General features: G+C 64.0%; 26 protein-coding genes. 11 read left to right on the top strand and 15 right to left on the bottom strand.

The annotated features are described in order from the left end of the window. Window positions 1–259: 259 nt before the first annotated feature. Both KMZ68_RS11540 and guaA read right to left on the bottom strand, forming a co-directional pair. The gene (locus KMZ68_RS11540) at window positions 260–1,951 is read right to left on the bottom strand and encodes an AIPR family protein (protein WP_215615885.1); all 1,692 of its coding nucleotides are present in this window, start codon (window positions 1,949–1,951) and stop codon (window positions 260–262) included. Window positions 1,952–2,060: 109 nt separating this feature from the next. Continuing rightward, on the bottom strand, window positions 2,061–3,656 hold the full coding sequence (gene guaA, locus KMZ68_RS11535; RefSeq protein ID WP_215615884.1) for a glutamine-hydrolyzing GMP synthase: 1,596 nt from the start codon (window positions 3,654–3,656) through the stop codon (window positions 2,061–2,063). Window positions 3,657–3,781: 125 nt separating this feature from the next. Between guaA and KMZ68_RS11530 the strand changes: the two genes are divergently transcribed. After that, complete coding sequence (locus KMZ68_RS11530) at window positions 3,782–4,156, top strand: nuclear transport factor 2 family protein (protein ID WP_215615883.1); 375 nt, start codon at window positions 3,782–3,784, stop codon at window positions 4,154–4,156. A gap of 239 nt (window positions 4,157–4,395) precedes the next feature. Here KMZ68_RS11530 and KMZ68_RS11525 read toward each other — a convergent pair whose 3' ends face one another. Beyond that, complete coding sequence (locus tag KMZ68_RS11525; RefSeq protein WP_215615882.1) at window positions 4,396–5,694, bottom strand: RsmB/NOP family class I SAM-dependent RNA methyltransferase; 1,299 nt, start codon at window positions 5,692–5,694, stop codon at window positions 4,396–4,398. Window positions 5,695–5,956: 262 nt separating this feature from the next. Here KMZ68_RS11525 and KMZ68_RS11520 point away from each other — a divergent pair, with 262 nt between their 5' ends. Next, window positions 5,957–6,640, top strand: a complete 684-nt coding sequence (locus tag KMZ68_RS11520) for an acriflavin resistance protein (RefSeq protein ID WP_371741448.1) — start codon at window positions 5,957–5,959, stop codon at window positions 6,638–6,640. A 67-nt stretch (window positions 6,641–6,707) separates the two neighbouring features. Further along, window positions 6,708–7,553 (top strand): metallophosphoesterase family protein, encoded by an 846-nt coding sequence (locus KMZ68_RS11515; protein WP_215615881.1) that lies wholly within the window; start codon window positions 6,708–6,710, stop codon window positions 7,551–7,553. Here the strand turns inward: KMZ68_RS11515 and KMZ68_RS11510 are convergent. From KMZ68_RS11510 to guaB, 4 genes are all read right to left on the bottom strand, one after another. Next, window positions 7,531–7,938: a hypothetical protein gene (locus KMZ68_RS11510; protein ID WP_215615880.1), complete on the bottom strand. Its 408-nt coding sequence runs from the start codon at window positions 7,936–7,938 to the stop codon at window positions 7,531–7,533. The genes KMZ68_RS11515 and KMZ68_RS11510 overlap by 23 nt on opposite strands. 176 nt (window positions 7,939–8,114) lie before the next feature. After that, window positions 8,115–9,140, bottom strand: coding sequence for an NADP-dependent oxidoreductase (locus tag KMZ68_RS11505; protein WP_215615879.1), 1,026 nt, complete (start codon window positions 9,138–9,140; stop codon window positions 8,115–8,117). A gap of 132 nt (window positions 9,141–9,272) precedes the next feature. After that, window positions 9,273–9,896, bottom strand: coding sequence for a hypothetical protein (locus KMZ68_RS11500; RefSeq protein WP_215615878.1), 624 nt, complete (start codon window positions 9,894–9,896; stop codon window positions 9,273–9,275). 146 nt (window positions 9,897–10,042) lie between these two features. Further along, on the bottom strand, window positions 10,043–11,545 hold the full coding sequence (guaB, locus tag KMZ68_RS11495) for an IMP dehydrogenase (protein ID WP_215615877.1): 1,503 nt from the start codon (window positions 11,543–11,545) through the stop codon (window positions 10,043–10,045). 415 nt (window positions 11,546–11,960) lie between these two features. Here guaB and KMZ68_RS11490 point away from each other — a divergent pair, with 415 nt between their 5' ends. Together KMZ68_RS11490 and KMZ68_RS11485 are read left to right on the top strand one after the other, a co-directional pair. Then, window positions 11,961–13,436: a DHA2 family efflux MFS transporter permease subunit gene (locus KMZ68_RS11490; RefSeq protein WP_215615876.1), complete on the top strand. Its 1,476-nt coding sequence runs from the start codon at window positions 11,961–11,963 to the stop codon at window positions 13,434–13,436. A gap of 108 nt (window positions 13,437–13,544) precedes the next feature. Further along, entirely contained in the window at window positions 13,545–13,775 is a 231-nt protein-coding gene (locus KMZ68_RS11485) for a hypothetical protein (protein ID WP_249779593.1), read from the top strand. A gap of 57 nt (window positions 13,776–13,832) precedes the next feature. Here the strand turns inward: KMZ68_RS11485 and KMZ68_RS11480 are convergent, their stop codons facing one another. The 4 genes from KMZ68_RS11480 to KMZ68_RS11465 all read right to left on the bottom strand — a co-directional run bounded on the left by KMZ68_RS11480 (window position 13,833) and on the right by KMZ68_RS11465 (window position 14,939). After that, on the bottom strand, window positions 13,833–14,111 hold the full coding sequence (locus tag KMZ68_RS11480; protein ID WP_215615875.1) for a DUF1488 family protein: 279 nt from the start codon (window positions 14,109–14,111) through the stop codon (window positions 13,833–13,835). Between the two features lie 9 nt (window positions 14,112–14,120). Further along, the gene (locus tag KMZ68_RS11475) at window positions 14,121–14,297 is read right to left on the bottom strand and encodes a hypothetical protein (protein WP_215615874.1); all 177 of its coding nucleotides are present in this window, start codon (window positions 14,295–14,297) and stop codon (window positions 14,121–14,123) included. Window positions 14,298–14,380: 83 nt separating this feature from the next. Further along, window positions 14,381–14,677, bottom strand: coding sequence for a hypothetical protein (locus KMZ68_RS11470; protein ID WP_215616288.1), 297 nt, complete (start codon window positions 14,675–14,677; stop codon window positions 14,381–14,383). After that, complete coding sequence (locus KMZ68_RS11465; protein WP_215615873.1) at window positions 14,670–14,939, bottom strand: hypothetical protein; 270 nt, start codon at window positions 14,937–14,939, stop codon at window positions 14,670–14,672. The genes KMZ68_RS11470 and KMZ68_RS11465 overlap by 8 nt, the downstream gene beginning before the upstream one ends. A gap of 186 nt (window positions 14,940–15,125) precedes the next feature. On the opposite strand from KMZ68_RS11465, the gene KMZ68_RS11460 reads away from it, so the two are divergent. Both KMZ68_RS11460 and KMZ68_RS11455 read left to right on the top strand, forming a co-directional pair. After that, window positions 15,126–15,932 (top strand): transglutaminase-like domain-containing protein, encoded by an 807-nt coding sequence (locus KMZ68_RS11460; protein WP_215615872.1) that lies wholly within the window; start codon window positions 15,126–15,128, stop codon window positions 15,930–15,932. Further along, window positions 15,932–16,123, top strand: a complete 192-nt coding sequence (locus KMZ68_RS11455; RefSeq protein ID WP_215615871.1) for a hypothetical protein — start codon at window positions 15,932–15,934, stop codon at window positions 16,121–16,123. The genes KMZ68_RS11460 and KMZ68_RS11455 overlap by 1 nt, the downstream gene beginning before the upstream one ends. A gap of 13 nt (window positions 16,124–16,136) precedes the next feature. Here KMZ68_RS11455 and KMZ68_RS11450 read toward each other — a convergent pair whose 3' ends face one another. Continuing rightward, a complete protein-coding gene (locus KMZ68_RS11450; protein WP_215615870.1) occupies window positions 16,137–16,841 on the bottom strand; it encodes an RlmE family RNA methyltransferase in 705 nt (234 codons plus the stop codon). 36 nt (window positions 16,842–16,877) lie between these two features. Further along, the gene (locus KMZ68_RS11445; protein WP_215615869.1) at window positions 16,878–17,954 is read right to left on the bottom strand and encodes a Ppx/GppA phosphatase family protein; all 1,077 of its coding nucleotides are present in this window, start codon (window positions 17,952–17,954) and stop codon (window positions 16,878–16,880) included. Window positions 17,955–18,150: 196 nt separating this feature from the next. On the opposite strand from KMZ68_RS11445, the gene KMZ68_RS11440 reads away from it, so the two are divergent. Both KMZ68_RS11440 and KMZ68_RS11435 read left to right on the top strand, forming a co-directional pair. Beyond that, on the top strand, window positions 18,151–20,526 hold the full coding sequence (locus KMZ68_RS11440) for a xanthine dehydrogenase family protein molybdopterin-binding subunit (RefSeq protein ID WP_215615868.1): 2,376 nt from the start codon (window positions 18,151–18,153) through the stop codon (window positions 20,524–20,526). 143 nt (window positions 20,527–20,669) lie between these two features. Continuing rightward, a complete protein-coding gene (locus tag KMZ68_RS11435) occupies window positions 20,670–22,058 on the top strand; it encodes an FAD-binding oxidoreductase (RefSeq protein ID WP_215615867.1) in 1,389 nt (462 codons plus the stop codon). Between the two features lie 30 nt (window positions 22,059–22,088). Here KMZ68_RS11435 and KMZ68_RS11430 read toward each other — a convergent pair whose 3' ends face one another. Continuing rightward, complete coding sequence (locus tag KMZ68_RS11430; protein WP_215615866.1) at window positions 22,089–22,697, bottom strand: 2-hydroxychromene-2-carboxylate isomerase; 609 nt, start codon at window positions 22,695–22,697, stop codon at window positions 22,089–22,091. Between the two features lie 103 nt (window positions 22,698–22,800). Then, window positions 22,801–23,601, bottom strand: a complete 801-nt coding sequence (locus KMZ68_RS11425; protein WP_215615865.1) for a MaoC/PaaZ C-terminal domain-containing protein — start codon at window positions 23,599–23,601, stop codon at window positions 22,801–22,803. Between the two features lie 191 nt (window positions 23,602–23,792). Here KMZ68_RS11425 and KMZ68_RS11420 point away from each other — a divergent pair, with 191 nt between their 5' ends. Together KMZ68_RS11420 and KMZ68_RS11415 are read left to right on the top strand one after the other, a co-directional pair. Beyond that, on the top strand, window positions 23,793–24,290 hold the full coding sequence (locus tag KMZ68_RS11420) for a YaiI/YqxD family protein (RefSeq protein ID WP_215602349.1): 498 nt from the start codon (window positions 23,793–23,795) through the stop codon (window positions 24,288–24,290). 11 nt (window positions 24,291–24,301) lie between these two features. Then, window positions 24,302–26,119 (top strand): ABC-F family ATP-binding cassette domain-containing protein, encoded by a 1,818-nt coding sequence (locus tag KMZ68_RS11415; RefSeq protein ID WP_215615864.1) that lies wholly within the window; start codon window positions 24,302–24,304, stop codon window positions 26,117–26,119. Window positions 26,120–26,129: the final 10 nt, after the last annotated feature.

Genomic DNA, 26,129 nt, shown 5'->3' with positions numbered 1-26,129 from the left:
GATGCCCAAGGTTTGCATAACTTTCCGCCCTCAAAAAGCAGCCCGGTAGGATGGGTGGAGCGAAGCGATACCCATCAATCGCCATTTGTGAACGGGTGGTGGGTTTCGCGAACGGCTCAACCCACCCTACGTGCTATGCAGGAGACCGGACGACAGGTTCGGCGTTTCAGTTACCCATTCTCACGGCCACGACGGAAACTTGCACATTCGAATTGACTCGCAGGAGCGTTGATACCGGCAACTCGATCATCGCCGCCACCTAAACTAATGCAAGCATCTCACCCAAGATCGCTTGCCGTTTAAGGCGGTCGCTAGATACATCCCCTAATCGGTGACATATATCCACGATCTTGTCGAACACATCAGTCGCTGGTTGGCCGTGCTGACCCATAACTTCGATGATTCGATCAGACGCTTGTTGAAGCTGCCTTGAATTCAGCAGCGGGACAGATGGTCCACACAGGATTGCCCGCACCAGCGGCAACATATGCCACTTGAAACGTTTCATATTCTGCGGAACCGTGCTGTTCGAAACCAGCAAATTGAACCGGTAAAGCGTTACACAAGCCGCATAGAACGCCACTTCTCTGGTTGAGTCTGCGAAAATTGTCTCGGTAAGTTCGCCATACATCTGCTTGGGATATCGCGCCGCCAATTCGGGGCGATTGCAAAACATAGCAGCGACGCATTTCGCGGCGTTATGCAAAGAGAAAACTCTCGTTGCAGGAATGTCCTGCCCCACGTACTGCCTGTCCCTTCGTTCTAAATACAGGCGACTATCAGCTCCTTCGTACGTGTTGAAATACTGCTCAACTCGTTTGATGATCGGTCGCAGCGAGAGAAACTGCGTATCTTCCACTTTTGTCTGACTATTGGTGGCCCTTACCAACTCGGAGAAAACATCCTCGAGCTGGGTCTTCACGACCTTGATATTTACCATGACGTCACCAAGCGCATCGCGATTCTCAAACAGAACGTTTGACGTCTGACAACCATTTACAATCTGATAGTTTGTTAGATGCAAGGTCGTGCCCTGAAGTTTGACATCAGGACTCACGATGGTAATGCCATTGTTGAGAACTGGAAAACGACTTGCCGCACCTGATGCCAGAGTTGCTGCGATCGATTGGTTCACGGGATTATCGTGACCGAGAAATGAGCGAACATTTTCCTCAAACACTTGCGTCCGTAAGTTACCGTCCTCCGTCACAAGTAAATTGTTAACAAAGTCGCTGGCACGAACCACGGCGAGATAGGCCTCATCGATTCCAGCAATGTTGGGCAGCGCTGCGATGCTGAACGCAGGCATGCTGGCATTTATCCCGGAATACGTGCCGACCCACAGACGGGTCAGCTCGTCCCGATCGACAAATCGCACATCGATATCGTGGAAGAGACCCAGCGCGTCTAGTTGCGCTTTAAAATCTGTCAATGCAGTCTCAAGTGCTGCTGGCTTCTGGTATTGCCCATTCGTAACAAAACGCGCGGTCAATGAGGGCTTGCCGTTACGTACCTTCGGCACTTCCTTGAGAACCACATCGAACATCTGTCTAGCCGATAAAAGAACTTCGTCGGTCGGGCCATATGACGTCTGTGTGGCAAACCGCAGGATTCCTTCTTTGAACTTGAGAAAATCTCCGAGATCAAAGCTTTCGGACCGCTTCGCCTGAACGAACAGAACGTCTACATCATGATTTCGTCGCTGAGACGCGAAGATGGCTTGAGCGTCCTCGACAGAAGGCGTGACCACTTCGTCGATAACCACTGCTATCCCATCAATTCCTTCGTCACCTGGCCCAGTGGAAACGTCATCCAGATCAAAAGTCGCGCTGAATCGACTAGATAGCACACAGTACGTTGCGAATTTTTCGAATTGTAAGGCCTCGTCCTCCGCCTCAAGCCCGAAGCTTTTTACGAAGCTTTCCAAGTGCGCCTTTACAATCCGATGCATGAATAAACTTCTCCAAAACGCGTTAGTTTGCCGGACGTATCAAGTGGAGGCAAGAAAGCTACGCCAGGTCATTCTGGCCAAGCTAACTAGAGGTGATAGAAATATAAGACTACTCCCACTCAATCGTCCCCGGCGGCTTGCTCGTCACGTCATAAACCACGCGGTTGACGCCCTTGACCTCGTTGATGATCCGCGTCGCGGTCTCGCCCAAAAATTTCATCTCGAACGGATAGAAATCCGCGGTCATGCCGTCGGTGGAGGTCACTGCGCGCAGGCCGACGACGAAATCGTAGGTGCGGCCGTCGCCCATCACGCCGACGGTTTTGACCGGCAGCAGCACGGCAAAGGCCTGCCAGATCTGGTCGTAGAGGCCGGCCTTGCGGATCTGGTCGATGTAGACGGCGTCCGCATTGCGCAGGATGTCGAGCTTTTCCTTCGTGATCTCGCCGGGGCAGCGGATCGCGAGGCCCGGACCGGGGAACGGATGGCGGCCGACGAAGATTTCGGGCAGGCCGAGTTCGCGGCCGAGCACGCGCACCTCGTCCTTGAACAATTCGCGCAACGGCTCGACCAGCTTCATCTTCATGCGCTCGGGCAGGCCGCCGACATTGTGGTGCGACTTGATGGTGACCGACGGGCCGCCGGTGAACGACACGCTCTCGATCACGTCGGGGTAGAGCGTGCCCTGCGCCAGGAAATCGGCGCCGCCGATCTTCTTCGCCTCCGCGTCGAACACGTCGATGAACAGGCGCCCGATGGTTTTGCGCTTCGCTTCGGGGTCGCTGACGCCATGGAGCTCGCCGAGGAAAAGCTTCGATGCATCAACGTGGACCAGCGGGATGTTATAGTGATGCCGGAACAGGTCGACCACGGTCTCGGCCTCGTTGAGCCGCAGCAGACCGTGATCGACGAACACGCAGGTGAGCTGGTCGCCGATCGCCTCGTGGATCAGCACCGCGGCGACGGCGGAATCGACGCCGCCGGACAGGCCGCAGATCACCCTGCCCTTGCCGACCTGCGCCCTGATCTTCTCGATCGCCTCCTCGCGGAAGGCGCGCATGGTCCAGTCGCCGGTGAGGCCCGCGACCTTGCGGACGAAATTGCGCAGCAGCTTGGCGCCGTCGGGCGTGTGCACTACTTCGGGGTGGAACATCAGCCCGTAATACTTCCGCTTCTCGTCCTGGATCACCGCGAACGGCGCATTCGGCGACACGCCGGCGACGACGAAGCCCGGCGGCATTCTGGTGATGCGGTCGCCATGGCTCATCCAGACCGGATGCTTCTCGCCCATGGCCCAGGTGGATTCGAACAATTGGCTTTCGGCCTTGACCTCGACGTCGGCGCGGCCGAACTCGCGGTGGTGGCCGCCCTGCACCTCGCCGCCGAGCTGGGCGGCCATGGTCATCTGGCCGTAACAGATGCCAAGCACGGGCACCCCGGAATCGAAGATCGCCTGCGGCGCCCGCGGCGAACCTTCCTCGTGCACTGACTCCGGGCCGCCGGAGAGGATCACCGCCTTCGGCTTCATCTCCCTGAAGGCGGCTTCGGCCTTCTGGAACGGCACGATCTCGGAATAGACGCCCTCCTCGCGCACCCGCCGCGCGATCAGTTGCGTCACCTGACTGCCGAAATCGACGATCAGAATCTTGTCATGCGCCGAGGCCACTGATGGCGCCGACTCGCGGGCTTGCTGTGCTGCTGTCATGGACAGGAATTACGCGACGGGGGCGGCGCTCGCAACCGCGCAAAACGATGGCCCACATTCTTTCGGAGGCATGGACAAATCCAATTAGGTCAGTATTATTGACCTAATTGTATCAGGAGGAAACCATGCCAACGCAACCTCACGAGCCCGCGCGCCTCGCCGCCCTCGGCCGGGACTGGATCTCAGCCTGGAACTCGCGCGACCTGGAACGCGTGCTCGCGCTCTATGCCGAGGACGCCGAGATGACCTCGGACAAGGTCCAGGCCCTCGGCCTCGATTGCAGTGGAACATTACGCGGCAAGGCCAAGTTGCGGATGTACTGGGGAAAAGCGCTGGCGCTGTTGCCCAATCTGCACTTCGACCTGATCGATCTCTACGTCAGCCCCGACAGCATCGTGGTGCATTATACCAACGAGCGCGGGGCGCGGATTTGCGAATATCTGCGGCTCGATGCGGACGGCAAGATCAGGCAGGGCTCGGCCAATCATCCGGCGCACTAAGTCGAACCGCCGCCACTGCGACTTCGGTGCCCGCCCTGGGGCCGATCCTGTTGGATGAGCCAGGAATTCCTGTGATCGCGACGCAGCACGAGTGCCGCGAGTCGAGGCATTCTACTTTGCATGGGGTTGTTTTCGCGATTTTTGTAGGTGGGCAAAGCGCAAGCGTGCCCACCATCCAGAATGACGCTGTCGATGGATGGTGGGCACGGCGCAGAAGCGCCTTTGCCCACCCTACGAATTCACGCCTTCTTCAGCACCGAGACGAAAAACCCGTCCGTCCCGGTGCGGCGCGGCGTCATCAGCAGGCCTTCCGGAGACTGCAGCACGGCGGCGGCGAATTCCTCGGCCTTGTCCCACAGCACCGTCACGGTCTGCTCGGGCGGCACCACCGCAAACTCCGGATGGCGCGCGACGAAGGCGCGGATCTGCTCGTTGTTCTCCTGCGGCAGGACCGAGCAGGTGATGTAGGCGATCCGCCCGCCGGGCTTGACCAGCGCGGCGGCGCGGTCGAGCACCGCTACCTGGTCCTTCAGCCGCACCTCGAGCGCGCCGGGGCGCATCCGCCATTTGGCGTCGGGATTGCGCCGCCAGGTGCCGGTGCCGGTGCAGGGCGCATCGATCAGCACCAGGTCGGCGGAGGCGTGGATGTCGAGCAGCGTGTCGTTCGGGCCCTTCGGGGTGCGTACATCGCAATTGTGCACGCCGGCGCGCGACAGCCGCTCGTAGATCGGCGCCAGCTGCCGCTTGTCGTGGTCGGTCGCGATCAGCCGGCCCTTGCCCTGCATCATCGCCGCCAGCGCCAGGGTCTTGCCGCCAGCGCCGGCGCAGAGGTCGATCACCTGCTCGCCGGGTTTCGCCGCCGACAGCAGCGCCGCCAGCTGCGAGCCCTCGTCCTGCACCTCGATCGCGCCCTTGATGAAATCCTCCTCGGCATGGATGCCGGGATTGCGCGCGTCGGCGCCAAGCTCGATGCGCAGGCCGATCGGCGACCACGGCGTCGGCTGCACACCGAGATGGGCCAGCGAGGACAGCAGCTTCTCGCGCTTGGCTTTCAGCGTGTTGACGCGCAGATCGAGCGGCGCCCGGCTCGCCATTGCGGTCGCCTCCGCGACCCTGTCGTCGCCGAACACCTGCGCCAGATGGCCGTCGAGCCATTCCGGGTAGTCGCCGGCGATATGCGACGGCGCGTCTTGCAGGGATCGCGAGGTCAGCGCCGCGCGCTCGTCCTCGGTGAGCGGCTCCGGCGCAAACCGGCCGCCGTCGCAAAGCCCCGCGATGGCGTCGGCGTCCATGCCGCGCTCCAGCCTGAGCATGCCGAGCACCCGCGCCCGCGGCGTGTCGGCGTCCATGATCCAGGCGCTGGACGCGCGCCGGCGCAGCACGTCCCAGACCAGGCCGGAGATCGCGGCGCGGTCGCCGGAACCGGCATAGCGATGCGCGGTGCCCCACTCCTTCAGCGCCTTCGCCGCCGGAACACGCTGCGCGTCGATGGTGCCGATCAGTTCGATGGCGGCGGAGAGGCGCGCGGCGGGGGTCATTCAAATCTTTCGGTTCGAGAAGGGGTTAGATCGACAACAGAATCTTCAGCGCGAAGGTGGGCCACATCGCCAACAGCACCGCCACGCCGGGCCTCCCGCGGGGGGTGAAGCGCGAGCCCCCGCTATAGCGACCGCGCCCCCGCCTGACAATGAATCGCCGTCCGCCGGTTGAACCACATCCCCCGCTCCGGTGACCAACTGCAGATAGTTCCGATGATTTCAGTGCTGAATTGGCCCTAAACGCTTTCCTGCGGATACTGCGATGAACCTGACCTCTCCCGTCCTCAAAGGCGTCGCCGAGGCCGCCGAAGTGCCCGGCAACTCCGTGGCCTCGCTGCTCAAGATGGCCGACGACAGCCCGGACGGGGCGCTCGGCATGGTGATGTCGGGGCTTTCGGGCGTCGCCGCCGCGCTCGCCGTGGCAATCGTCCTCACCGTCTATTTCCGCAGCGGCTACCGGAGCGGCCACGATATCCTCCGCCACAGCCTCGCCGCCACCGCGGTGCTCGCCCTGCTCGCCTTTGTCGCCTACGACATGCGGCATGCCGCGCTGGCCTATCTCGGCATCAACCCGGCCAAACCCGCGGTCGAGTTCGAAATCCGCCTGCCCAAGGCCGCGCTCACCGCCGTCGGCGACAGCCAGGTCGAGCTGGTCACCAACCGAAACCAGAAGCTTGCCGACATCCAAGGCGCGCCGGCGTCCGACAGCCACGGCCGCACCGTGCTGCGGGGCTCGGTGACGCTGGATTACCGGACCACCGACCGCGTCGTGGTCCTCAACCTGCCGGGTCAGCCGCAGCGCGAGTTCCGGCTGCGGCTGGCGGCAAGCCCGAGCCACTCCGATCAGTTCGGGCCATGGCATCTGGCCGATCGCGTCACCGCGCCTGCCGGCGAACCGGCGCGTGAACCGAATGACGCCTTCGCGATCCGCTACCGGGTGTTCTGAGCATCAAGCCGAGGTTTCATCATTCCGTCGCCGATCGATATATAATCAGCGCCGGAAGGACCATTGCATGTCCGAATTTCGCCTGACCCAGATTTCCGACACCCACCTCGCCCGCCGCCACCGGAAACTCACCGACAATTTTCACCGGGTCAGCGAATACATCGACGCGGCGCGGCCGGATCTCGTCGTCAACAGCGGCGACCTCGCCTGGGATGCCCCGACCAACCCGGACGATTTCGCGTTTGCCCGCGAACTGCACGCAGCGCTGCCCGTCCCCTGCCGTTACCTGCCCGGCAATCATGACATCGGCGACAACCCGACCGAGATCGGACCGGCGCCGGCTCAGCCGGCCACCGAACGGGATCGGCAGGCTTTTCTCTCCTGCTTCGGCGAAGACCGCTGGCGTTTCGAGGCCGCCGGCTGGTGCTTCATCGGCCTCAATTCGCTGATCATGAACACCGGCCTTGCCAGCGAGGCCGAACAGTTCGACTGGCTGGCGTCGCAGCTCGCGGGCGCCAACGGCAGACCGGTGGCGCTGTTCCTGCACAAGCCGCTGTATCTGAATTCGCCCGATGATCCCGAGCTGGCGGCATCGGCGGTACGCTACGTGCCGCAGCCAACGCGCAGCCGGCTGGTCGAGCTGCTGGGCAAGGTCGACCTGCGGCTGGTCGCCAGCGGCCACGTCCACCAGCGCCGGGACTTTACTTATGGCCGGGTGAGGCAGGTCTGGGCGCCGTCGACGGGCTTCGTCATTCCGGACCGCAAGCAGGAAGTGATCGGCACCAAGGAGGTCGGGCTGGTGGAGTACCGCTTCCGGCCCGACGGCTTCGAGGTCCGGCACGTCAGGGCGCAGGGTCAGGTCGACGTCGACCTGGATTCGCTGCTCGGCGCTACCGCGTCCCGGCCGTCTTGATGCGGAGCAGATCGCAGTCGGGCTCGGCATATCTGGTCCGGCGGAGCCCCTCCCGGTCCACGACCACGGTCGGCCGGCAACGCGCCTGCCAGGCGGCGTGGGCCTGTGCGTCCGCCTTCTGCTGCTCCGGCGGCGGCGCCGGGATAGTGCCACCGGCATTGACGTAAAAATCGGTAAATTCGCTGGGGCTGCGCGGAGCTCCGCCGGCGCCGGCGGCCACCTGGTTCGATGCGGCGGCAGCCGCGTTGTTTGACGCAGCCGCATCCCCGTCGCTTGCCGCTGCCGCCTCTCCATTCGCGCGCCCGTTATCCGCCGACTCTTGCTGCGCGGATGCCGTCGAGATGCCGGCGGCGGCGATCAGCAACAGGACTGGAATGATACGCATTGTCAGAAGCCCGCAAAAAAACTCGCAACGCTTCTCGTTGCTAGTCGGCAAAGCTTGCGGGCGCGTAAAGCGGGCTGGTTAGCGCTCCCTCAACAGGATGCGCCGCATTGTAACGACGGCCGATATCCCTGCGGCGTCCGCTTCGGGGATCGAGAGCGGACGCAGCGTTCGGCGGCTTACGCCTTGTCGGGCCCGACCCGCACCAGCTGCTTGCCGAAATTGGCGCCCTTCAGAAGCCCCATGAATGCGGCGGGCGCGCTGTCGAGGCCTTCGGTGACGAATTCCCTGTGCTTGACCTTGCCCTCGCGCACCCACTGCGACATGTCGCGCAGGAAGTCGCCATGGCGCGCGGCGAAATCGCTGACGATGAAGCCGCGGATGGTCAGCCGCTTGGTCAGCACCGCGCGCATCAACTTGCCGGCCCATTTCGGCGAGGTCTCGCCGAAATTATTGTATTCCGCGATCAGGCCGCAGACCGGCATGCGCGCAAAGGCGTTGAGCAGCGGAAACACCGCCTCGAACACCGCGCCGCCGACATTCTCGAAATAGACGTCGATGCCCTTCGGGCAGGCCTCCTTCAGTTTGACCGCCAGATCGGGATCGCGGTGGTCGAGACACTCGTCGAAGCCGAGCTCCTTTTTCACGTAGTCGCATTTGTCCTTGCCGCCGGCGATGCCGACCGCGCGCGCCCCCTTGATCTTCGCAATTTGTCCGACCGCCGAACCGACCGCGCCGGAGGCCGCCGCAACCACCACGGTTTCGCCGGCCTGCGGCTTGCCGATATCGAGCAGGCCGGTATAGGCGGTCATGCCGGGCATGCCGAGCACGCCCACCGCGGTCGAGATCGGCGCGAGTTTCGGATCGATCTTCGCCAGTCCCTTGCCGTCGGAGAGCGCGTGGGTCTGCCAGCCGGCGCGCGACAGCACGATGTCGCCCTTGGCGAAGCCCGGATTGTTGGACGCGACCACCTCGCTGACCGTGCCGCCCTCCATCACGCCGCCGATCGGCACCGGCGCCGCATAGGACGGGCCGTCGCTCATGCGGCCGCGCATATAGGGATCGAGCGACAGCCAGATGGTGCGCAACAGAACCTCGCCCTCGCCCGGCGCCGGTATCGCGCAATCCTCGACGCGGAAGTCCGACGCCTTGGGCTCGCCGACCGGACGGGAGACGAGAACGACGCGCTTTGCAGATTGGGCCATGGTTATTTCCTCTGGTTTTTTTGTTTGTCATTCCGGGATGGTGCGTCAGCACCAGACCCGGAATCTCGAGATTCTCCGATGTGCAATTGCACTAGTTCGATGCTTCGCATCGCCCGGAATGACGGTTGAGACTTAAGCCGTGATTTTCGCCAGCGCCGCGTCGAACGCAGCGGCAGCACTCGGCAGATCCTTGAAGGCGAGCCCGCTGTCGGCGGACTGCTTCTGCGCTTCGGTCGCGGTGGGACGGATCTCGGCCACCGGCCTTGCGCCATCGAGCAGGGCCTTTGGCGCGATCACGTGAAACTCGTGGGCCTCGATCGGCTGGTCCTTGAGCAGAAACACGTTCAGCGAAACGACGTCCGTGCCGCGCCGGTATGAAATGTAGCGGTCGATCGCCACCGATCCGTCGCGCTGCATGCCGCCGAGTTTGGCGTAGCCCTTGGCGTCCAGCAGCTTGTGCGCCCTGAAGCCCTTGACGCCGGCCGATTTCGCCTTCGCGGTCTCCTCCGACAGGTCGTATTTGGCGGCCATCTCGCGGCCGACCGCGGCAAGCTGGCCGGCCATCTCGTGCTCGAATTCCTTGAGCTCGGTGCGCGGCTTCGATGCCTTGCGGGGCTTCAGGGCGTCGCGCTTTTCCATCTCGGCCTTGCACTGCGCAACGACCTCGGCGACCGATTTGCGTTCCGCATTGACCAGGAGGTTCTTCAGATCCTGATCCGAAAGCGCTGCAATCCTGTCGTCCGTCCAATCGACCATCGTGTCCAACTTCTTTTCTGTATGCGCTGAGATGAATCGCTCAAGACCGCACCGCGATCCGCGCGTCTATTCCGGGGCGGCGCGACGATCCGCAGGCAGCAAACTGTACCGCGTTTCATCGGCCTTGTGGCAGTCTATTTGGGGCCCTAGAAGCTGGCCCCGCCGGGGTAATTCGGGCTTTCGCGCGTGATGGTGACGTCGTGGACGTGGCTTTCGCGCAGGCCCGCGCCGGTGATGCGCACGAACCGCGCCTTCTCGTGGAATTCGGCGAGGTTCCTGGCGCCGACATATCCCATCGCGGCGCGCAGGCCGCCGGCGAGCTGGTGCATGACATTGCCGACCGGGCCCTTATAGGGCACCTGGCCCTCGATGCCCTCCGGTACCAGCTTGAGCGTGTCCTTGATGTCCTGCTGGAAATAGCGATCGGCCGAGCCGCGCGCCATCGCACCCACCGAGCCCATGCCGCGATAGGCCTTGTAGGAGCGGCCCTGCCACAGGAACACCTCGCCCGGCGTCTCGTCGGTGCCGGCCAGGAGCGAGCCTACCATGGCGATGTCGGCGCCGGCGGCGAGCGCCTTGGCAAGATCGCCGGAATATTTGATGCCGCCGTCGGCGATCACGGGCACGCTGGCCTTCTTCGCGGCTTCGACCGCATCCATGATCGCGGTCAGTTGCGGCACACCGACGCCGGCGACGATACGGGTGGTGCAGATCGAACCCGGCCCGATCCCGACCTTGATCGCGTCGGCCCCGGCATCGATCAGCGCCTGCGCGCCTTCCTGGGTGGCGATGTTGCCGGCGATCACCTGCACGGCGTTCGACAGCCGCTTGATGCGGTTGACGGCTTCCAGCACCCGCGAGGAATGGCCGTGCGCGGTGTCGACCACGATCAGGTCGACACCGGCGTCGATCAGCCGTTCGGTGCGCTCAAAACCGCCCTCGCCGACCGTGGTCGCGGCGGCGACACGCAAGCGGCCCTGCGCATCCTTGCAGGCCAGGGGATGGGCGACCGCCTTTTCCATGTCCTTGACGGTGATGAGGCCGACGCAGCGATACTGCTCGTCGACGACAAGCAATTTTTCGATGCGGTGCTTGTGCAGCATTCGCTTCGCCTCGTCCTGGCTGACGCCTTCGCGCACCGTGACGAGGTTTTCATGCGTCATCAATTCGCTGACTTTTTGCCTTGGGTCGGTGGCGAACCGCACGTCGCGGTTGGTGAGGATGCCGACCAGCTTGCCCGGAATTCCCTTGCTGGCGCCGGTGACCACCGGAATGCCGGAAAAACCGTGATCGGTCATCAGCGTCATCGCGTCCGACAGCATCGCATCGGGACCGATGGTCAGCGGATTGACCACCATTCCCGATTCATACTTCTTGACCTGCCGCACCTGGGCGGCCTGGCCGTCGACGTCGAAATTGCGGTGAATGACGCCGACGCCGCCGGCCTGCGCCATGGCGATCGCCATGCGCGCTTCGGTGACGGTATCCATCGCCGAGGCGATGATCGGAATATTGAGCGGGATGGCGCGGGTGACGTGAGAGCGGATATCGGCCTCCGAGGGCAGGATATCCGAAAGGCCCGGTTTCAGCAGCACGTCGTCGAATGTATAGGCTTCGCGAATCCCCTGAAGTCCCTGCACAACAGCCATTACCAACTCCTTCGGCGGCTCGTTTGCCGCGGTACGATCTAGGGATGAACAGGACCTTCGGCGACGCAGATGGCGTTACCGTCGAATCGAAGCCCATCGGTAGGGTTGGCGGTGGTCGATAGCATGGCGGGCCGCCGAATCAAAGCGTTTGCCAGCCATGCACAGGCTTTTCGTCGGCGGCGGCCGGCCCCTTGCCCGGTCAGCGCGGATAGCCCGGTTTCGGCAAGCGTCAGCGCCGATAACCCGGCGGCGGGCCGTGCCGGCGGATCACCTCCACCACCTCCCGATGCCGGCGATCCTCCGGGGGCAAATCACGCAGGATTTAGGCGGCCTGCCGGGTTCCACATTGGCCGCACCGGCGATGCGATGATACAGCCGGTCCGCCCGCCGTTGTCCCGCTCCTCCGCGAATCCCGATGACCAAAGAACGCCTGATCCCGCTCATCGTGGCCACCGCCCTGTTCATGGAGAACATGGATTCGACCGTGATTGCGACCTCGCTTCCGGCGATCGCGGCCGACATCGGCACCAGCCCGCTGACGCTCAAGCTCGCCATCACCTCGTACCTGCTGTCGCTGGCAGTATTCATTCCGGCGAGCGGCTGGACCGCCGACCGCTTCGGGGCGCGCATGGTGTTCTCGGTCGCCATCGGCATCTTCATGGTCGGCTCGATCGGCTGCGCGCTGTCCTCTTCCGTCGCCCATTTCGTGATCGCACGCATCCTGCAGGGCATCGGCGGCGCGATGATGACGCCGGTCGGGCGGCTGGTGCTGCTGCGCTCGATCGACAAGAGCGCGCTGGTCAACGCAATGGCCTGGGTCACGGTGCCGGCGCTGATCGGCCCGGTGATCGGGCCGCCGCTCGGCGGCTTCATCACCACCTATTTCTCCTGGCACTGGATCTTCCTGATCAACATTCCGATCGGCCTCGTCGGCATCTTCTTGGCGCTAAAGTACATCGATCCGATCAAAAGCGAGGATCCCGAGCGCTTCGACCTCTACGGCCTGGTGCTGGCCGGGATCGGCCTTGCCGGCATCGCGTTCGGCCTGTCGGTCGCCGGCCTCAATCTGCTGCCGTGGACCGTGGTCGTGGCCCTGGTGGCGATCGGCTCGATCTCGATGACGCTCTACGTGATTCACGCGCGGCGCACCGGGTCGCCGGTGCTGGACTTTTCGCTGATGCGGCTGCCGACCTTGCGCGCCAGCATCATCGGCGGCTTCCTGTTCCGCCTCGGCATCGGCGCGCTGCCGTTTCTGCTGCCGCTGTTGATGCAGGTCGGCTTCGGCCTGTCACCATTCCGCTCCGGGCTGGTGACGTTCGCTTCCGCCGTCGGCGCCATGGGAATGAAGACTCTGGCCGCGCGCATCATCCGCACCTTCGGCTTCCGCAATCTGATGACCATCGACGCCGTCATCAGTTCGGTCTTTCTCGCCGCTTGCGCGCTGTTCACGGCGACGACGCCGCTGCTGCTGATCATGATCGTTCTGGTGGTCGGCGGCTTCTTCCGCTCGCTGCAGTTCACCGCCATCAGTACCGTCGCCTATGCCGAGGTCGAGCCGGCCCAGATGAGCCGGGCCACCACGCTGGTCAGCGTCAACCAGCAACTGGCGATTTCCGCCGGCGTCGCCGTCGGTGCGTTCTCGGTGGAATCGACCATGCTGATGCGCCATGTCAGCGAACTCGGCGCCGCCGACTTCGCCCCGGCATTCGTCGTGGTTGCGGCCATCTCGGCAGCCTCGGCCTGGTTCTTCTGGCAGATGCCCGACGATGCCGGCCACGAGATCTCCGGCCGTCAGGCGATCGAGATTTCCAGCCGCAAGGGTGCTGCGAAAGCGGCGGCCAAAGCGGCCGGCGAAACCACCGAAGACGCCCGGGATCAGCGGCTCGGGTAGATCACCACGTCATCGCAACTTCATTTGAAGAGAGTTTTAGCGACCCTTCGAACACGCCCTTAAGCCCCGGCCAGCAGATTGCTGCCGCAGAGTCCAAAGGGGCATTTCATGATCGACGAAAAAGTGAGAATCAAATGCACGAAGTGCACGCAGGTATTCCGGGAACGGGCGCAAAGAATTCGTGACGGCTTTCAAACCAACTGCCAGCACTGCAACCGGCTGATTACGTTCGATACCACTTCGGAAGACAAGAATATCCGGCGGGCTCTGATGAGCGCCAGGGAAGTACGGATGGCGATCGAAGCCCGGCCCAGGAGCAGCAGCGTGGCGTCAAACTAGTTTGGCGCAGCGTCGTTGCGCCGGCCCGGCGAGCAAAACCACCGGGGCGACGACGTCCTAGCTGCGAAAATCGATGCTTCGCAGGATGATGCCGGGCGGGGTCCCCTCGAACTCTCCCGCGAGAAACTTGCGGGACGCGCATTGTTCGATCCGGTCGCGCAATCGCAGGAACTGCTCCTCGCGCTGTTCCGGCCTGGTCCGGGCCACGTGTTCCAGATCGTCCATCGCCGAGCTGCTGATGGCGCAACCGACCTCCCTGCTGCCGTCCATCATGGAAAACAGCATGACCATCCGATTATGTTCGAAAGCTCCGGCACTGCCTCGTGTAAGGGTCATCTGAAGCCCTCATTTTCGCTTCTTCATCGGGGGATCGATCTCCGAAATCCTGCGAAGACAATCGGCCTCGGACTCATGCGGTCCCGAGACGAATGTTCCACTGACCTTGGTCGAGTACCAGCCGGACACCACGCCGAGGCGAAGCGATTCTTCCGTCTTGACGTGACGTGGCGATAGGTTCTGCATCGGATACTTTCAATTCGGACGTTCGCTTCCGCAGCGAACGAAGGGGTGAAGTTTCAGTTGATCCGGGGATAACCCCGCGTCGTTCAGCTCTCACCGGAGAGCCGGGCAAAGTCGGCAAGTACCGCCGCGACCAGGTCGCGATGGTGCGTATCGGCCGGAGCAAGATCGGCCGCATACAGGTTCAAGACATAACGCGCCTTTGCGGCCGCCTCGGGCCACGAGGTGGCCGGCACGGCAAGAAGCTCGATTTCCACCTCGCCCTGCCGGTCGCGCAACAGTTTTGCATTGGCCTCGACATCGGCCAGCACACGGCGGATGTCGGTCGCCTTTTGTGCCGCCATGCCACGATGCTTGTCGAGCTCGACCGGGATATCACTCATCCCGTGCACCGGCATCGTTGCGCTGCGCATCCGACAGATCGACCGAGCTGATCGCGAACATCTCCATCGAGGACTTCCGCGGCGCGGCGCCGGGCACCATGATCATCGTGGCGACGCGCCGAAAGCTCGGAAACGAAAGGCCTTCGATCATCTCCTCGTCGGTGACGATCTCGTAAGCGCCGGGCGACAGCAGGCGATCGACACCCTTGAGCCGGAAGGGATGCTTGAAATGAACCGTTTCCCGTCGCGAGCGCCCGGTCATGGACCAGCGCTTCTGCGCGTGAGGACGTCGACATATTCGGACATCTGATCACCCTGCGCGCTTTCAGGGGAATTAGCTATGGCTTTCTCGCCGCATGCGCGCATTTGACCGAATAAGGCAGTCCGCGCCTTGTATTCGAGGGCTCGATAGCCATCTCAATGGTTGTATTTAACGAAAGTGTTTCGAATGAAAATTCGCGTCGGATTCGAAATGCTGTACGATTTTCCGCAGCCGACGCCGATGATCATGGTGCTGGGTACGCACTTCACGCGCGCGTCCGACGTCATCGTCCCCGATTTCCTGACCATCACCCCTGCCGTGCCGATCACGCCCTATCGCGATCTCTTCGGCAACTGGTGCAGCCGCATCGTCGCACCGGCCGGCCGGGTGCGCCTGGCTGCCGACGGTGTGGTTCGCGACAGCGGCCTGCCTGACCCGGTTGTTCTCTCGGCCCAACAACATGCGGTCGAGGATCTGCCGACCGATACACTGGTCTACCTGCTCGGCAGCCGCTACTGCGAGACCGATCGGCTCTCGGACATCGCATGGAAGCTGTTCGAGAAGACGCACCCGGGCTGGGCGCGGGTCCAGGCCATCTGTGATTTCGTGCATCGCCACATCGTTTTCGGTTACGAGCACGCCCGCGCAACCAGGACCGCCTGGGACGCCTACACCGAGGGCAAGGGCGTATGCCGCGACTATGCCCATCTCGCCATTACATTTTGCCGCTGCATGAATATTCCGGCGCGCTACTGCACCGGATATCTCGGCGACATGGGAACGCTGCCGCCTTACGGGCCGGGTGACTTCGCCGGGTGGTTCGAGGCCTATCTCGGCGGATGCTGGCATACGTTCGACCCGCGCAACAACGTGCCGCGGATCGGCCGCGTTCTGATTGCGCAGGGGCGCGATGCTTCCGATGTCCCGATCACCCAGACGTTCGGGCCGAATACGCTGGTCAGCTTCAAGGTCTGGACCGACGAGGTCGCGTGATGACGGATAATTCCCCTGCCCTCAGTCCGGACGAATTTGCCTCGTTGCTCGAGGTCAGCAAGGGCGACGCGCAGCGCGAGATTCCTCAATTGCACTGGGAGCGCCTGGTCGGACTGGGCTACGCCGTCAGACGGCTCGGAGAGCTCGGGCTGACTGCATCCGGCGTTCGGCGGCTGGCGACGGGCCAATAGCCGATCGGCGCGCTTAGGTGCGCTCGCCCGGCGGCTTTGCCTGCCCGCCCCGAAATCCCATCGCCAGCACGTAGCGCTCGGAAGAATCCTTGCGGCTTGACGCCGGCTTGACGTGCTTGACGGTGGCAAAGTCACGCTTGAGTTGCGTCATCAGTTCGGCATCCGCACCGCTCTGGAACACTTTTGCGACGAACGTGCCGCCGGGATTGAGTACCTCGGCGGCGAACGCTGCAGCGGCTTCGACGAGGCCGACGATACGGAGCTGATCGGTCTTGCGATGGCCGGTCGTATTGGGCGCCATGTCGGACAGCACGACGTCGGCGCGGCCGCCCATCATCTTCAGCAACTTGTCGGGCGCATCGTCTTTAAGAAAGTCGAGCTGCGCAAAGCTGACGCCGGGGATCTCCGGCATCTCCAGAAGATCGATCGCGATCACCTTGCCCTTGCCGCCGACCGAACCGACGCGTTTGGCGGCGATCTGGCTCCAGCCGCCGGGCGCCGCGCCGAGATCGACCACCGTCATGCCCGGCTTGAGGAAATGGTGCTTGTCGTCGATCTCGATCAGCTTGAAGGCCGCGCGCGAGCGCAGGCCCTCCCGTTTGGCCTGCGCCACATAGGGATCGTTGAGCTGCCGCTCCAGCCAGAGCTTGGAGGACAGCTTGCGCTTGCCGCCGGTCTTGACGGTAACGTGCAGCCGGCCGGTGGTGTCTTTCGCCATGATTTGAGGGCTCTAGCACATTGCCGGCGCAAACGCCTATCGGCATCCGCCGAGCGCGCCGTCCTCGCGCATCATTTCGACCAGCATGCCCTCGCGCAGGCCGCGATCGGCGACCCGCAGCCGCGGCAGCGGAAACGCGTCACGGATGGCATCGAGAATGGCGCAGCCCGCCAGCACCAGATCGGCGCGCTCGACGCTGATGCAATTGTTGCTGGCGCGCTCCTGGTAGCTCATGCCGAGCAGACGCGCGATGGTAGCGGTAAGATCCGCATCGCTCATCCAGACGCCATCGATCCGGCGGCGATCGTATCGCGCCAGATTAAGATGGACCCCGGCCAGGGTGGTCACCGTGCCCGAGGTGCCGAGCAGGTGCATATCCCTGAGGTCCTCGCCGTGCTCGGCCGCAAACGGCGCGATGTGCCGGGCGACCTTCTCGACCATATCGGCATAGGATTGCGGCGTGACGTCCTTGCCGCCGAAATGCTCGGCCAGCGAGACGACGCCGAGCGGGATCGACATCCATCCCTTGATGCGAGGCGCCGCATCCTGCTCATCCGGATCGCGCTCGATCCGGACCAGTTCGGTGGACCCGCCGCCGATATCGAACAGAATGGCGCCGCGGCCCCTGGGATCGAGCAGCGGCGAACAGCCGATCACCGCCAGCGTCGCTTCGGTCTCGCGATCGATCACCTCGAGCCGGATCCCGGTCTCGGCTTCGACCCGGTGCCGGAAGCCGTCGGCGTTGGAGGCGGCGCGGCAGGCCTCCGTTGCGATCAGCCGCAGCCGCCCGGCTCTCCTGGAATGGATCTTGTCGCGGCAAATGCTCAAGGCGGCGATGGCGCGGTCGATCGCGGCATCGCTGATGCAGCCGGTCGCCGAGATGCCCTCCCCCAGCCGGATGATCCGCGAGAACGAGTCGACCACGCGAAAGCCGTCGCCGGTGGGACAGGCGATCAAGAGCCGGCAATTGTTGGTGCCAAGGTCCAGCGCGGCATAAACGCCGGTTCCAGCGGCGGCCGGCGGATGGGCCGCCCCGGGCGTGCCATCACGCAGCCTTGGGCCATCGGCTTCGCGCGGCGCGGGGCCATCGCGAAGCCGGGTGTCCTGGTTCATTCAAAATGTCTTTCCGCGGCCTTCTGGAGCCGGCGTGGAATTTCCGTTCACGGAAACTTTAGCAGCGCGCAAGCGCCACGCAACAGCCGTTCACATGGCAGCATGCCCAATCAGGCGTTGTCGTACCGGTATCGGTGCGTTATCTCACGGGAACCCGCGAAATCGCGCAAAAACCAAGCCTTTCAGGTACCTGCCAATGCAAGATCATTCGTCTTCGTCCTCCCTGGAAAACGCTATCGCACTGCAAAAATACGGTGTCGGGCAACCGGTGCGCCGCAAGGAGGACGACACGCTGGTCCGCGGCAAGGGCAAATACACCGACGATTTCAACCTGCCCGGCCAAGCCTACGCCTGGATCGTACGCTCCAGCCATGCCCACGGGATCATCCGCGGCATCGACACCAAGGCCGCCAAATCGATGCCGGGCGTGCTCGGGGTCTACACGGCCAAGGACCTTGCGGTGGCGAATTACGGGCCCTTCACCTGCGGCCTGCCGCTGAAGAGCCGTGACGGCACGCCGCTGCTGCAGACCAACCGCACCGCACTGGTGAGCGACAAGGTGCGCTTCGTCGGCGATCCCGTCGCCTTCGTCGTCGCCGAAACGCTGGCGCAGGCGCGCGATGCCGCCGAAGCCGTCGAGGTCGATATCGATCCGCTCCCCGCCGTCACCGACGCCGCCGAAGCGGCCAGGCCCGGCGCCCCCCAGCTCTATGACCACATCCCCAACAACGTCGCGCTCGATTATCACTACGGCGACACCGCCAGGATCGAGGCCGCCTTCGCCGCCGCGGCGCATGTGACGAAGCTCGACATCGTCAATACCCGTGTCGCCGTGGTGTCGATGGAACCGCGCGTGGCGCTGGCGGCCTACGACAAGACCAGCGAACGCTTTACGCTGCAGGTTCCGACCCAGGGCGTGTCCGGCAACAAGGTGACGCTGGCGAAGATCCTCAACGTGCCGAACGACAAGGTCCGCATCCTGACCGCCAATGTCGGCGGTTCCTTTGGCATGAAGAACGTCAGCTATCCCGAATATACCTGCATTCTGCATGCAGCGAGGGCGCTGGGACGGCCGGTGAAATGGACCGATGAACGGTCGACCAGCTTCCTGTCCGACAGCCACGGCCGCGCCCAACTGATCCATGCCGAACTCGCGCTCGACGCCGAGGGCAAGTTCCTCGCGGTCCGCCTCTCCGGCTACGGCAATCTCGGGGCCTATATCACCGGCGTGGCGCCGGGGCCGCTGTCGCTCAACACCGGAAAAAATCTCGCCAGCGTCTATCGCACCCCGCTGCTCGGCGTCGACATCAAGACGGTCCTGACCAACACCACGCTGATGGGCGCCTATCGCGGCGCCGGCCGGCCCGAGGCCAATTACTACATGGAACGCCTGATCGACCGCGCCGCCGACGAGATGGGCATCAACCGGCTGACGCTGCGCAAGCGCAACTTCATCAAGCCGTCGCAGATGCCGTTCGCGGCGGCCAGCGGCGTCACCTATGACAGCGGCGACTTCCAGGGCGTGTTCAACAAGGCGCTGGAGATTTCCGATCACGCCAATTTCGCCAGACGCAAGAAAGAGAGCCGCAGGAACGGCAAGCTGCGCGGCATCGCGATCGGCTCCTATCTGGAAGTCACCGCCCCGCCCGCCGGCGAACTCGGCAAGATCACCTTCGAGCCGGACGGTTCGGTGAAGCTGACGACCGGCACGCTCGATTACGGGCAAGGCCACGCCACGCCGTTCGCGCAGGTGCTCTCCGCCCAGCTCGGCGTACCCTTCGAAAAGATCACGCTGGAGCAGAACGACAGCGATCTGGTGCGCTTCGGCAACGGCACCGGCGGTTCACGCTCGATCACCGCGACGGGCGCCGCGATCGTCGAGGCCGCGGCACTCGTCGTCGCCAAGGGCAAGCAGGCGGCGGCGCACCTTCTGGAGGCGTCGGAAGGCGACATCGAATTCGGCAATGGCCGCTTCACCATCGCCGGCACCGACCGCAGCATCGGCATCATGGAACTGGCGCAGCGGATGCGCGAGGGCAAGATGCCGGAGGGCGCGCCCGATACGCTCGACGTCGACCACGCCACCAAGGATACGCCCTCGACCTTCCCCAATGGCTGCCATGTCGCGGAAGTCGAGATCGATCCCGACACCGGCGTGACGCGCATCGTGCGGTACACCGGCGTCAACGATTTCGGCACCATCGTCAATCCGATGATCGTCGCCGGCCAGTTGCATGGCGGCGTCGCCCAGGGCATCGGCCAGGCGCTGATGGAGCAGGTCAGCTACGACTCCAGCGGCCAGCCGATCACCGGCTCGTTCATGGATTACGCGATGCCGCGCGCCGAGGACGTGCCGCTGATGGAGGTCGGCGATCATCCGGTGCCCGCCAAGTCCAATCCGCTGGGCACCAAGGGCTGCGGCGAAGCCGGCTGCGCCGGAAGCCTGGCGTCGATCGTCAACGCGGTGCTCGACGCGCTCTCCGAATACGGCATCACCCACATCGACATGCCGTTGACGCCGGAGCGGGTCTGGCGTGCGATCCAGGATGCCAAGGCCAGGCAGGCGGCGTGAGCCGCCACATCCGCGATCGTCGGCGCCCGGCTTGACCGGCGACCCAGTGCTCCGGGACATCTGTGATGAACCGAGATGCCGCGGCGTACTGGCTTCCCCGCTTTCGCGGGAATGACGACTGAGAGTGAAACGGAGCAAGCTACGTGCAGGCGGCAATCATCGGCGAACTTCGCGCGGCGTTCGATGCGACGACGGTCCTGACCGGCGGCGACATCGGCGCCCGCTATCACACAGACATGGCCGGTATTGCGGTCGCGCCGCCGCTCGCGGTGGTGCGGCCGCGCACGACGGAAGAGGTCTCCCAATTCCTCAAGCTTTGCCATCGGGCGCGCGTGCCGGTCACGACGCAGGGCGGCATGACCGGACTGGTGCGCGCCACGATGCCGGCACCGGGCGAAATCGTGCTGTCGACGGAACGCATGAACGCAATCGAAGAAGTCGATACCGGCGGCGGGGTCGTGATCACCCAAACCGGCGTGCCGCTGCAGCGCCTGCAGGAGCGCGTCGGGCAGGACGGCTTCATGTTCCCGCTCGATCTCGGCGCGCGGGGCAGTTGTACTATCGGCGGCAACATCTCCACCAATGCCGGCGGCAACCGGGTGATCCGTTACGGCATGACGCGCGAGCTTGTGCTCGGGCTCGAAGCCGTGCTTGCGGACGGCACCATCCTCAAGGGGGTGCGCAAATACATCAAGAACAACACCGGCATGGACCTCAAGCAGTTGTTCGTCGGCACCGAGGGCACGCTCGGCGTGGTCACGCGCGCCGCGCTGCGGATCTTCCCGGCGCCGGCGGAGCAGCAAGTGGCGCTGTGCGCGCTTTCGAGCTTCGACAAGGTCCGCGCCTTGCTGGCGCTGTCGCGCTCGCGTCTTGGCGGCGACCTCACCGCCTTTGAGGTGATGTGGAACAACTATTATCGCCTCACCACCGAACTGGTGAAAGGCGTCGCCGCGCCGCTTCCGACCAATCATCCCTTCTACGTCCTGCTCGAATCCTCCGGCAGCGACGCCGGGCGCATCCGCGCCGATCTCGAAAGCTTGCTGGAGCAGGTGCTGGGAGACGACATCATCCTTGATGCCACGATTGCGAGTTCAGGGGCTGCGGCCGCGGCGATCTGGCGGATTCGCGATTCCTCGGTCGAACTCGGCCGCGCGCTCGGCCCCGGCGTCGGCTTCGACATCAGCCTTGCCATCGACAGGATGGAGGCGTTTGCGGACGCCGTCGACAAGGGACTGAAGACGATCCACAGCGATGCCTACGCGATCGTGTTCGGCCATGCCGGCGACGGCAACCTGCATGTCAACGCAAAGTACCCGCCGCCGGCCGACAAGCACGACGAGGTCTCGAAGCTCGTCTACGGCATCACCGGCGAATTCGCAGGCTCGGTCTCGGCCGAGCACGGCATTGGCATTCTCAAGCGGCCCTATCTCAAGCTCAGCCGCACCGCGGAGGAGATCGAGACCATGCGCACGCTGAAGCGCGCGCTCGACCCGCATCAGATTCTCAATCCCGGGCGCATCTTCACGATGTGAAGGGAACGCCGGACTCCAACAGCGCGTCGGCTAAGCCATCTGCTTCAAGGCGCGTTCCAAGAGCTCCAGCCGGTCCTGGCCCCAGAAGATCTCGCCCGAAGGCAGCACGTAACTCGGCGCCCCAAATACTCCGGCCGCAAGAGCCTCGTTTGTGTACTGATCGTGCAGCGCGTCGAGTTCGGCGTCGGAGGGGCCGCCGGCGCGCAGCGCCGCGGCATCGAGGCCGGCGCGCTGGGCGGCCGACGCAATGCAATCCGGATCATTGAGCGTTTCCTCGCGTTCCCACACCGCGCGCCCCAGCTCGATCGACAGCTTGAGGGCATCCTTGCGTTGCAGCTTGGCCGCGATCACCAGCCGCGCCGCCACGGTGTCGTCGCAGGGGAAACCTTTCGGCTCGAGGTTCAGCGGAACGCCCCGCACCTCGCGCCAGCGCTTCAACTCCATCATACGGTAGGCGCGCCGCTGCGGCGAGCGCTTCGGCAGCGGCAGCCCGCCGGTCTGCTCGAAGATCGGTCCGAACTTGCAGGGCTTGATATTGACGGCCACGTTATTTCGCCTGGCGATTTCGGCGAACGGCGCGCTGCCGAGATAAGTCCAGGGCGAAGTCAGTGCCATGTAGTAGTCGACGGTGACGGTCATGGTCCGCAAGTTCCTCGAATGGTCTCGTGTGAAGCCGCAGCGTACTGGGTCCCCCGCTTTCGCGGAGAACGACAACTGAAGATGTTGCGGGCGGCGTGCGCGCCTACGCGGCCGCCTGCTCGCGCGGCTGGGTGATCGCGACATGTTGGCAATGCGCCAAAGGCGTCTTGCCATTGGCTACCACCAGCGCGTCCAGTTCGACGAAGCGGTGGCCCTTCTTGTCGTAATTGCCGGTGACCCTGGCCCGCGCAGTGATTTCGTCGCCGGCCTTGGCGGCCGACAGCAGCTGCATCGTGCTGCCGACATGGATCCACGGTCCCAGGATGGCGTTGTCGACCAGCACCCTGTTCATCACCCGCTGCAGCAGGCCAGGATGGGCAAGGCCTTCCCGGGCATAGATCGGGTCGGATTCGCGGACATCGGCGAGATATTCCTTGCCTGCCTCGCCGGCCCAGTCGCGCGGCACGGTGCCGAGCCATTTGCCAAGCTCATAGGAGGCGGCATTGACCGGCATGCGCTCGGCCACCGCGGCGACCGCCTTGTAATCCGCGATCGAAACCGATGGCGCGGCTGATGGCAACGAGGCGATCCCGGTGGCGCAGAGCTGGCCCCGGCTTTTGACCTCGATCGAAAGCACGCCATTGGTTTCCTCGGCCGTCACCTCGGCGGTCTCGCCGTCATAGACCGGCTTGACAAAGCGCGCGTCGATCAATCCGCGTTCGAGAAAGGCCCGGCCCCACTTCGCCACCGGCATGTGCATCATATAGGCCAGGACGTCGACGCCGGGGACGAGGCCGCCCGAGAATCCGAACCGCTTGGCCACGGTGTCGTCATGCATCTTGTTTTCGGAGAGTTTGGCGGTGTTGAAGGCCTGGACGCGGTAGGTTTCGAGCCGGTTCGGCATTTCCTGCGTTTCCTCGGTTTCTGGTTGGCTTTTCTGGCCACAATGGTACGCGAAGAAAATGCCGAGGCAAGCGTGTTCCACGCGCCGTTTTCCTCGCAATTCCGCCCGTGATGGGGTACCACGCGCATTCGGGAGCGCAGTTGCGCTCCAGGGAGGGCGCGGCTTGCGCCCCCGACCTAAATCTCCAGCCGATGACAGCCGTTTTGAACACCACCCGCATCTATGTCGACGCCGACGCCTGTCCGGTCAAAGACGAAATCTACCGCGTCGCCATCCGGCACGGCCTGCCCGTCAGCGTGGTCGCCGGCAACTTCATCCGGGTGCCGCAGGACCCGCTGATCGAGCGCGTCGCGGCGGGCTCCGGGATGGACGCCGCCGACGACTGGATTGCGGAACGCGCGGGAAAGGGCGATATCGTCATCACCTCGGATATCCCGCTGGCGAGCCGCTGCGTGAAGACCGGCGCCGAGGTGATCGCGCCGAACGGCAAGCCGTTCACGGAGCAATCGATCGGGATGACGCTGGCGGTTCGCAATCTGATGACCGACCTGCGGTCCTCGGGCGAAGTCACCGGCGGTCCGCGGTCGTTCGCGCCGCGCGACCGCTCGGCGTTCCTGTCGGCGCTCGACCAAACCATCCGCCGCATCCAGCGCCAACGCGCCGATCAAACTGCGCAAGAACAGAGTTGAATTAGAGAGCCATGGCGCCTCCGCTGATCCAGTTGAAAGACATCAAGCTGACCTTCGGCGGTACGCCGCTGTTGTCTGGCGTCGAACTGTCGGTGTCGGCCGGCGAGCGCGTCTGTCTGATCGGCCGCAACGGCTCCGGCAAATCGACGCTGCTCAAGATCGCCGCCGGCCTGGTGGAGCCCGACAGCGGCAGCCGCTTCGTGCAGCCCGGCGCCACCGTCCGCTATCTGCCGCAGGAGCCGGATTTCGACGGTTTTACGACCACGCTGGCCTATGTCGAGGCCGGGCTTGGCCCCGGCGACGACCACTATCAGGCCCGCTATGTGCTGGAACAGCTCGGCCTGCACGGCGACGAAGACCCCGCGCATCTTTCCGGCGGCGAAGCCCGCCGCGCCGCGCTGGCGCGGGTGCTGGCGCCCTCGCCCGACATCCTGCTGCTGGACGAGCCCACCAACCATCTCGACCTCACCACCATCGAATGGCTGGAGAGCGAACTCGGCAGCCGGCGCAGCGCGCTGGTCATCATCAGCCATGACCGCCGCTTCCTCTCCAATTTGTCGCGCTCCACCGCCTGGCTCGATCGCGGCCAGATCAAGCAGATCGACCGCGGTTTCAGCGCCTTCGAGGAATGGCGCGACGAGGTACTGGCCGAGGAAGAGCGCGACCAGCACAAGCTCGACCGCAAGATCGTCAATGAGGAGCACTGGCTGCGCTACGGCGTGTCCGGCCGCCGCAAGCGCAACGTCAAGCGGCTCGGCAATCTCTACACGCTGCGCCAGCAGCGGCGCGACTACCGCGGCGCAACCGGGAATGCCAGCCTCGCCGCCGCCGAAGCCGACAAATCCGGCAAGCTCGTGATTGAAGCCAAGAACATCTCCAGGACCTATGGCGACCGCAAGATCGTCGACGGTTTCTCGATCCGGGTGCAGCGCGGCGACCGCATCGGCATCGTCGGTCCCAACGGCGCCGGCAAGACCACGCTGATCGAGATGCTGACCGGCGCCAAGCCGCCGGACAGCGGCACCATCCGCTTCGGCGCCAACATTGAAATGGCGACGCTGGACCAGCACCGCGAAAGCCTCGACCCCAAGTCGACGCTGGCCGAAGCCCTGACCGGCGGCCGCGGCGACCACGTCATGGTCGGCGGCAAGCCCAAGCATGTGGTCAGCTACATGAAGGACTTTCTGTTCGGACAGGAGCAGATGCGCACGCCGCTGGAGGTGCTTTCCGGCGGCGAACGCGGCCGGCTGATGCTGGCCCGCGCGCTGGCGAAGCCCTCCAACCTTTTGGTGTTGGACGAGCCGACCAACGACCTCGACCTCGAAACCCTCGACGTGCTGGAGGAAATGCTCGGCGACTACGAGGGCACCGTGATCCTGATCAGCCATGACCGCGACTTCCTCGATCGCGTGGTCACCTCGGTTATCGCGCCGGAAGGCGACGGCCGCTGGATCGAATATGCCGGCGGCTATACCGACATGCTGTCGCAGCGCGGCGCGGATCTCAGGCGCGAGGCGGTGAAGGCGGCGGCAACCGCCGCCGAGGAGAAACGCGAATCGAAAACCGGCACGCCATCAGGCACATCGAAGCGCCGGCTCAATTTCAACGAAAAGCACGCGCTGGAAACGCTGCCCAAGACCATCGCCAGGCTGCAGGCCGAAATCGCCAAGCAGCAGCGGCATCTTGACGATCCCAATTTGTTCCAGAAGGATCGCAAGAAGTTCGACCAAGCCTCTGATGCACTTACCAAAGCGCAGAAGGAATTGCAGGAGGCCGAGGACCGATGGCTGGAACTTGAAGTGCTGCGCGAAGAGATCGAACAGGCCTGACTTGGAGTTG

Source organism: Bradyrhizobium sediminis, from assembly GCF_018736105.1.
GTDB lineage: Bacteria > Pseudomonadota > Alphaproteobacteria > Rhizobiales > Xanthobacteraceae > Bradyrhizobium.
This window is presented reverse-complemented; position numbering and strand designations above follow the sequence as displayed.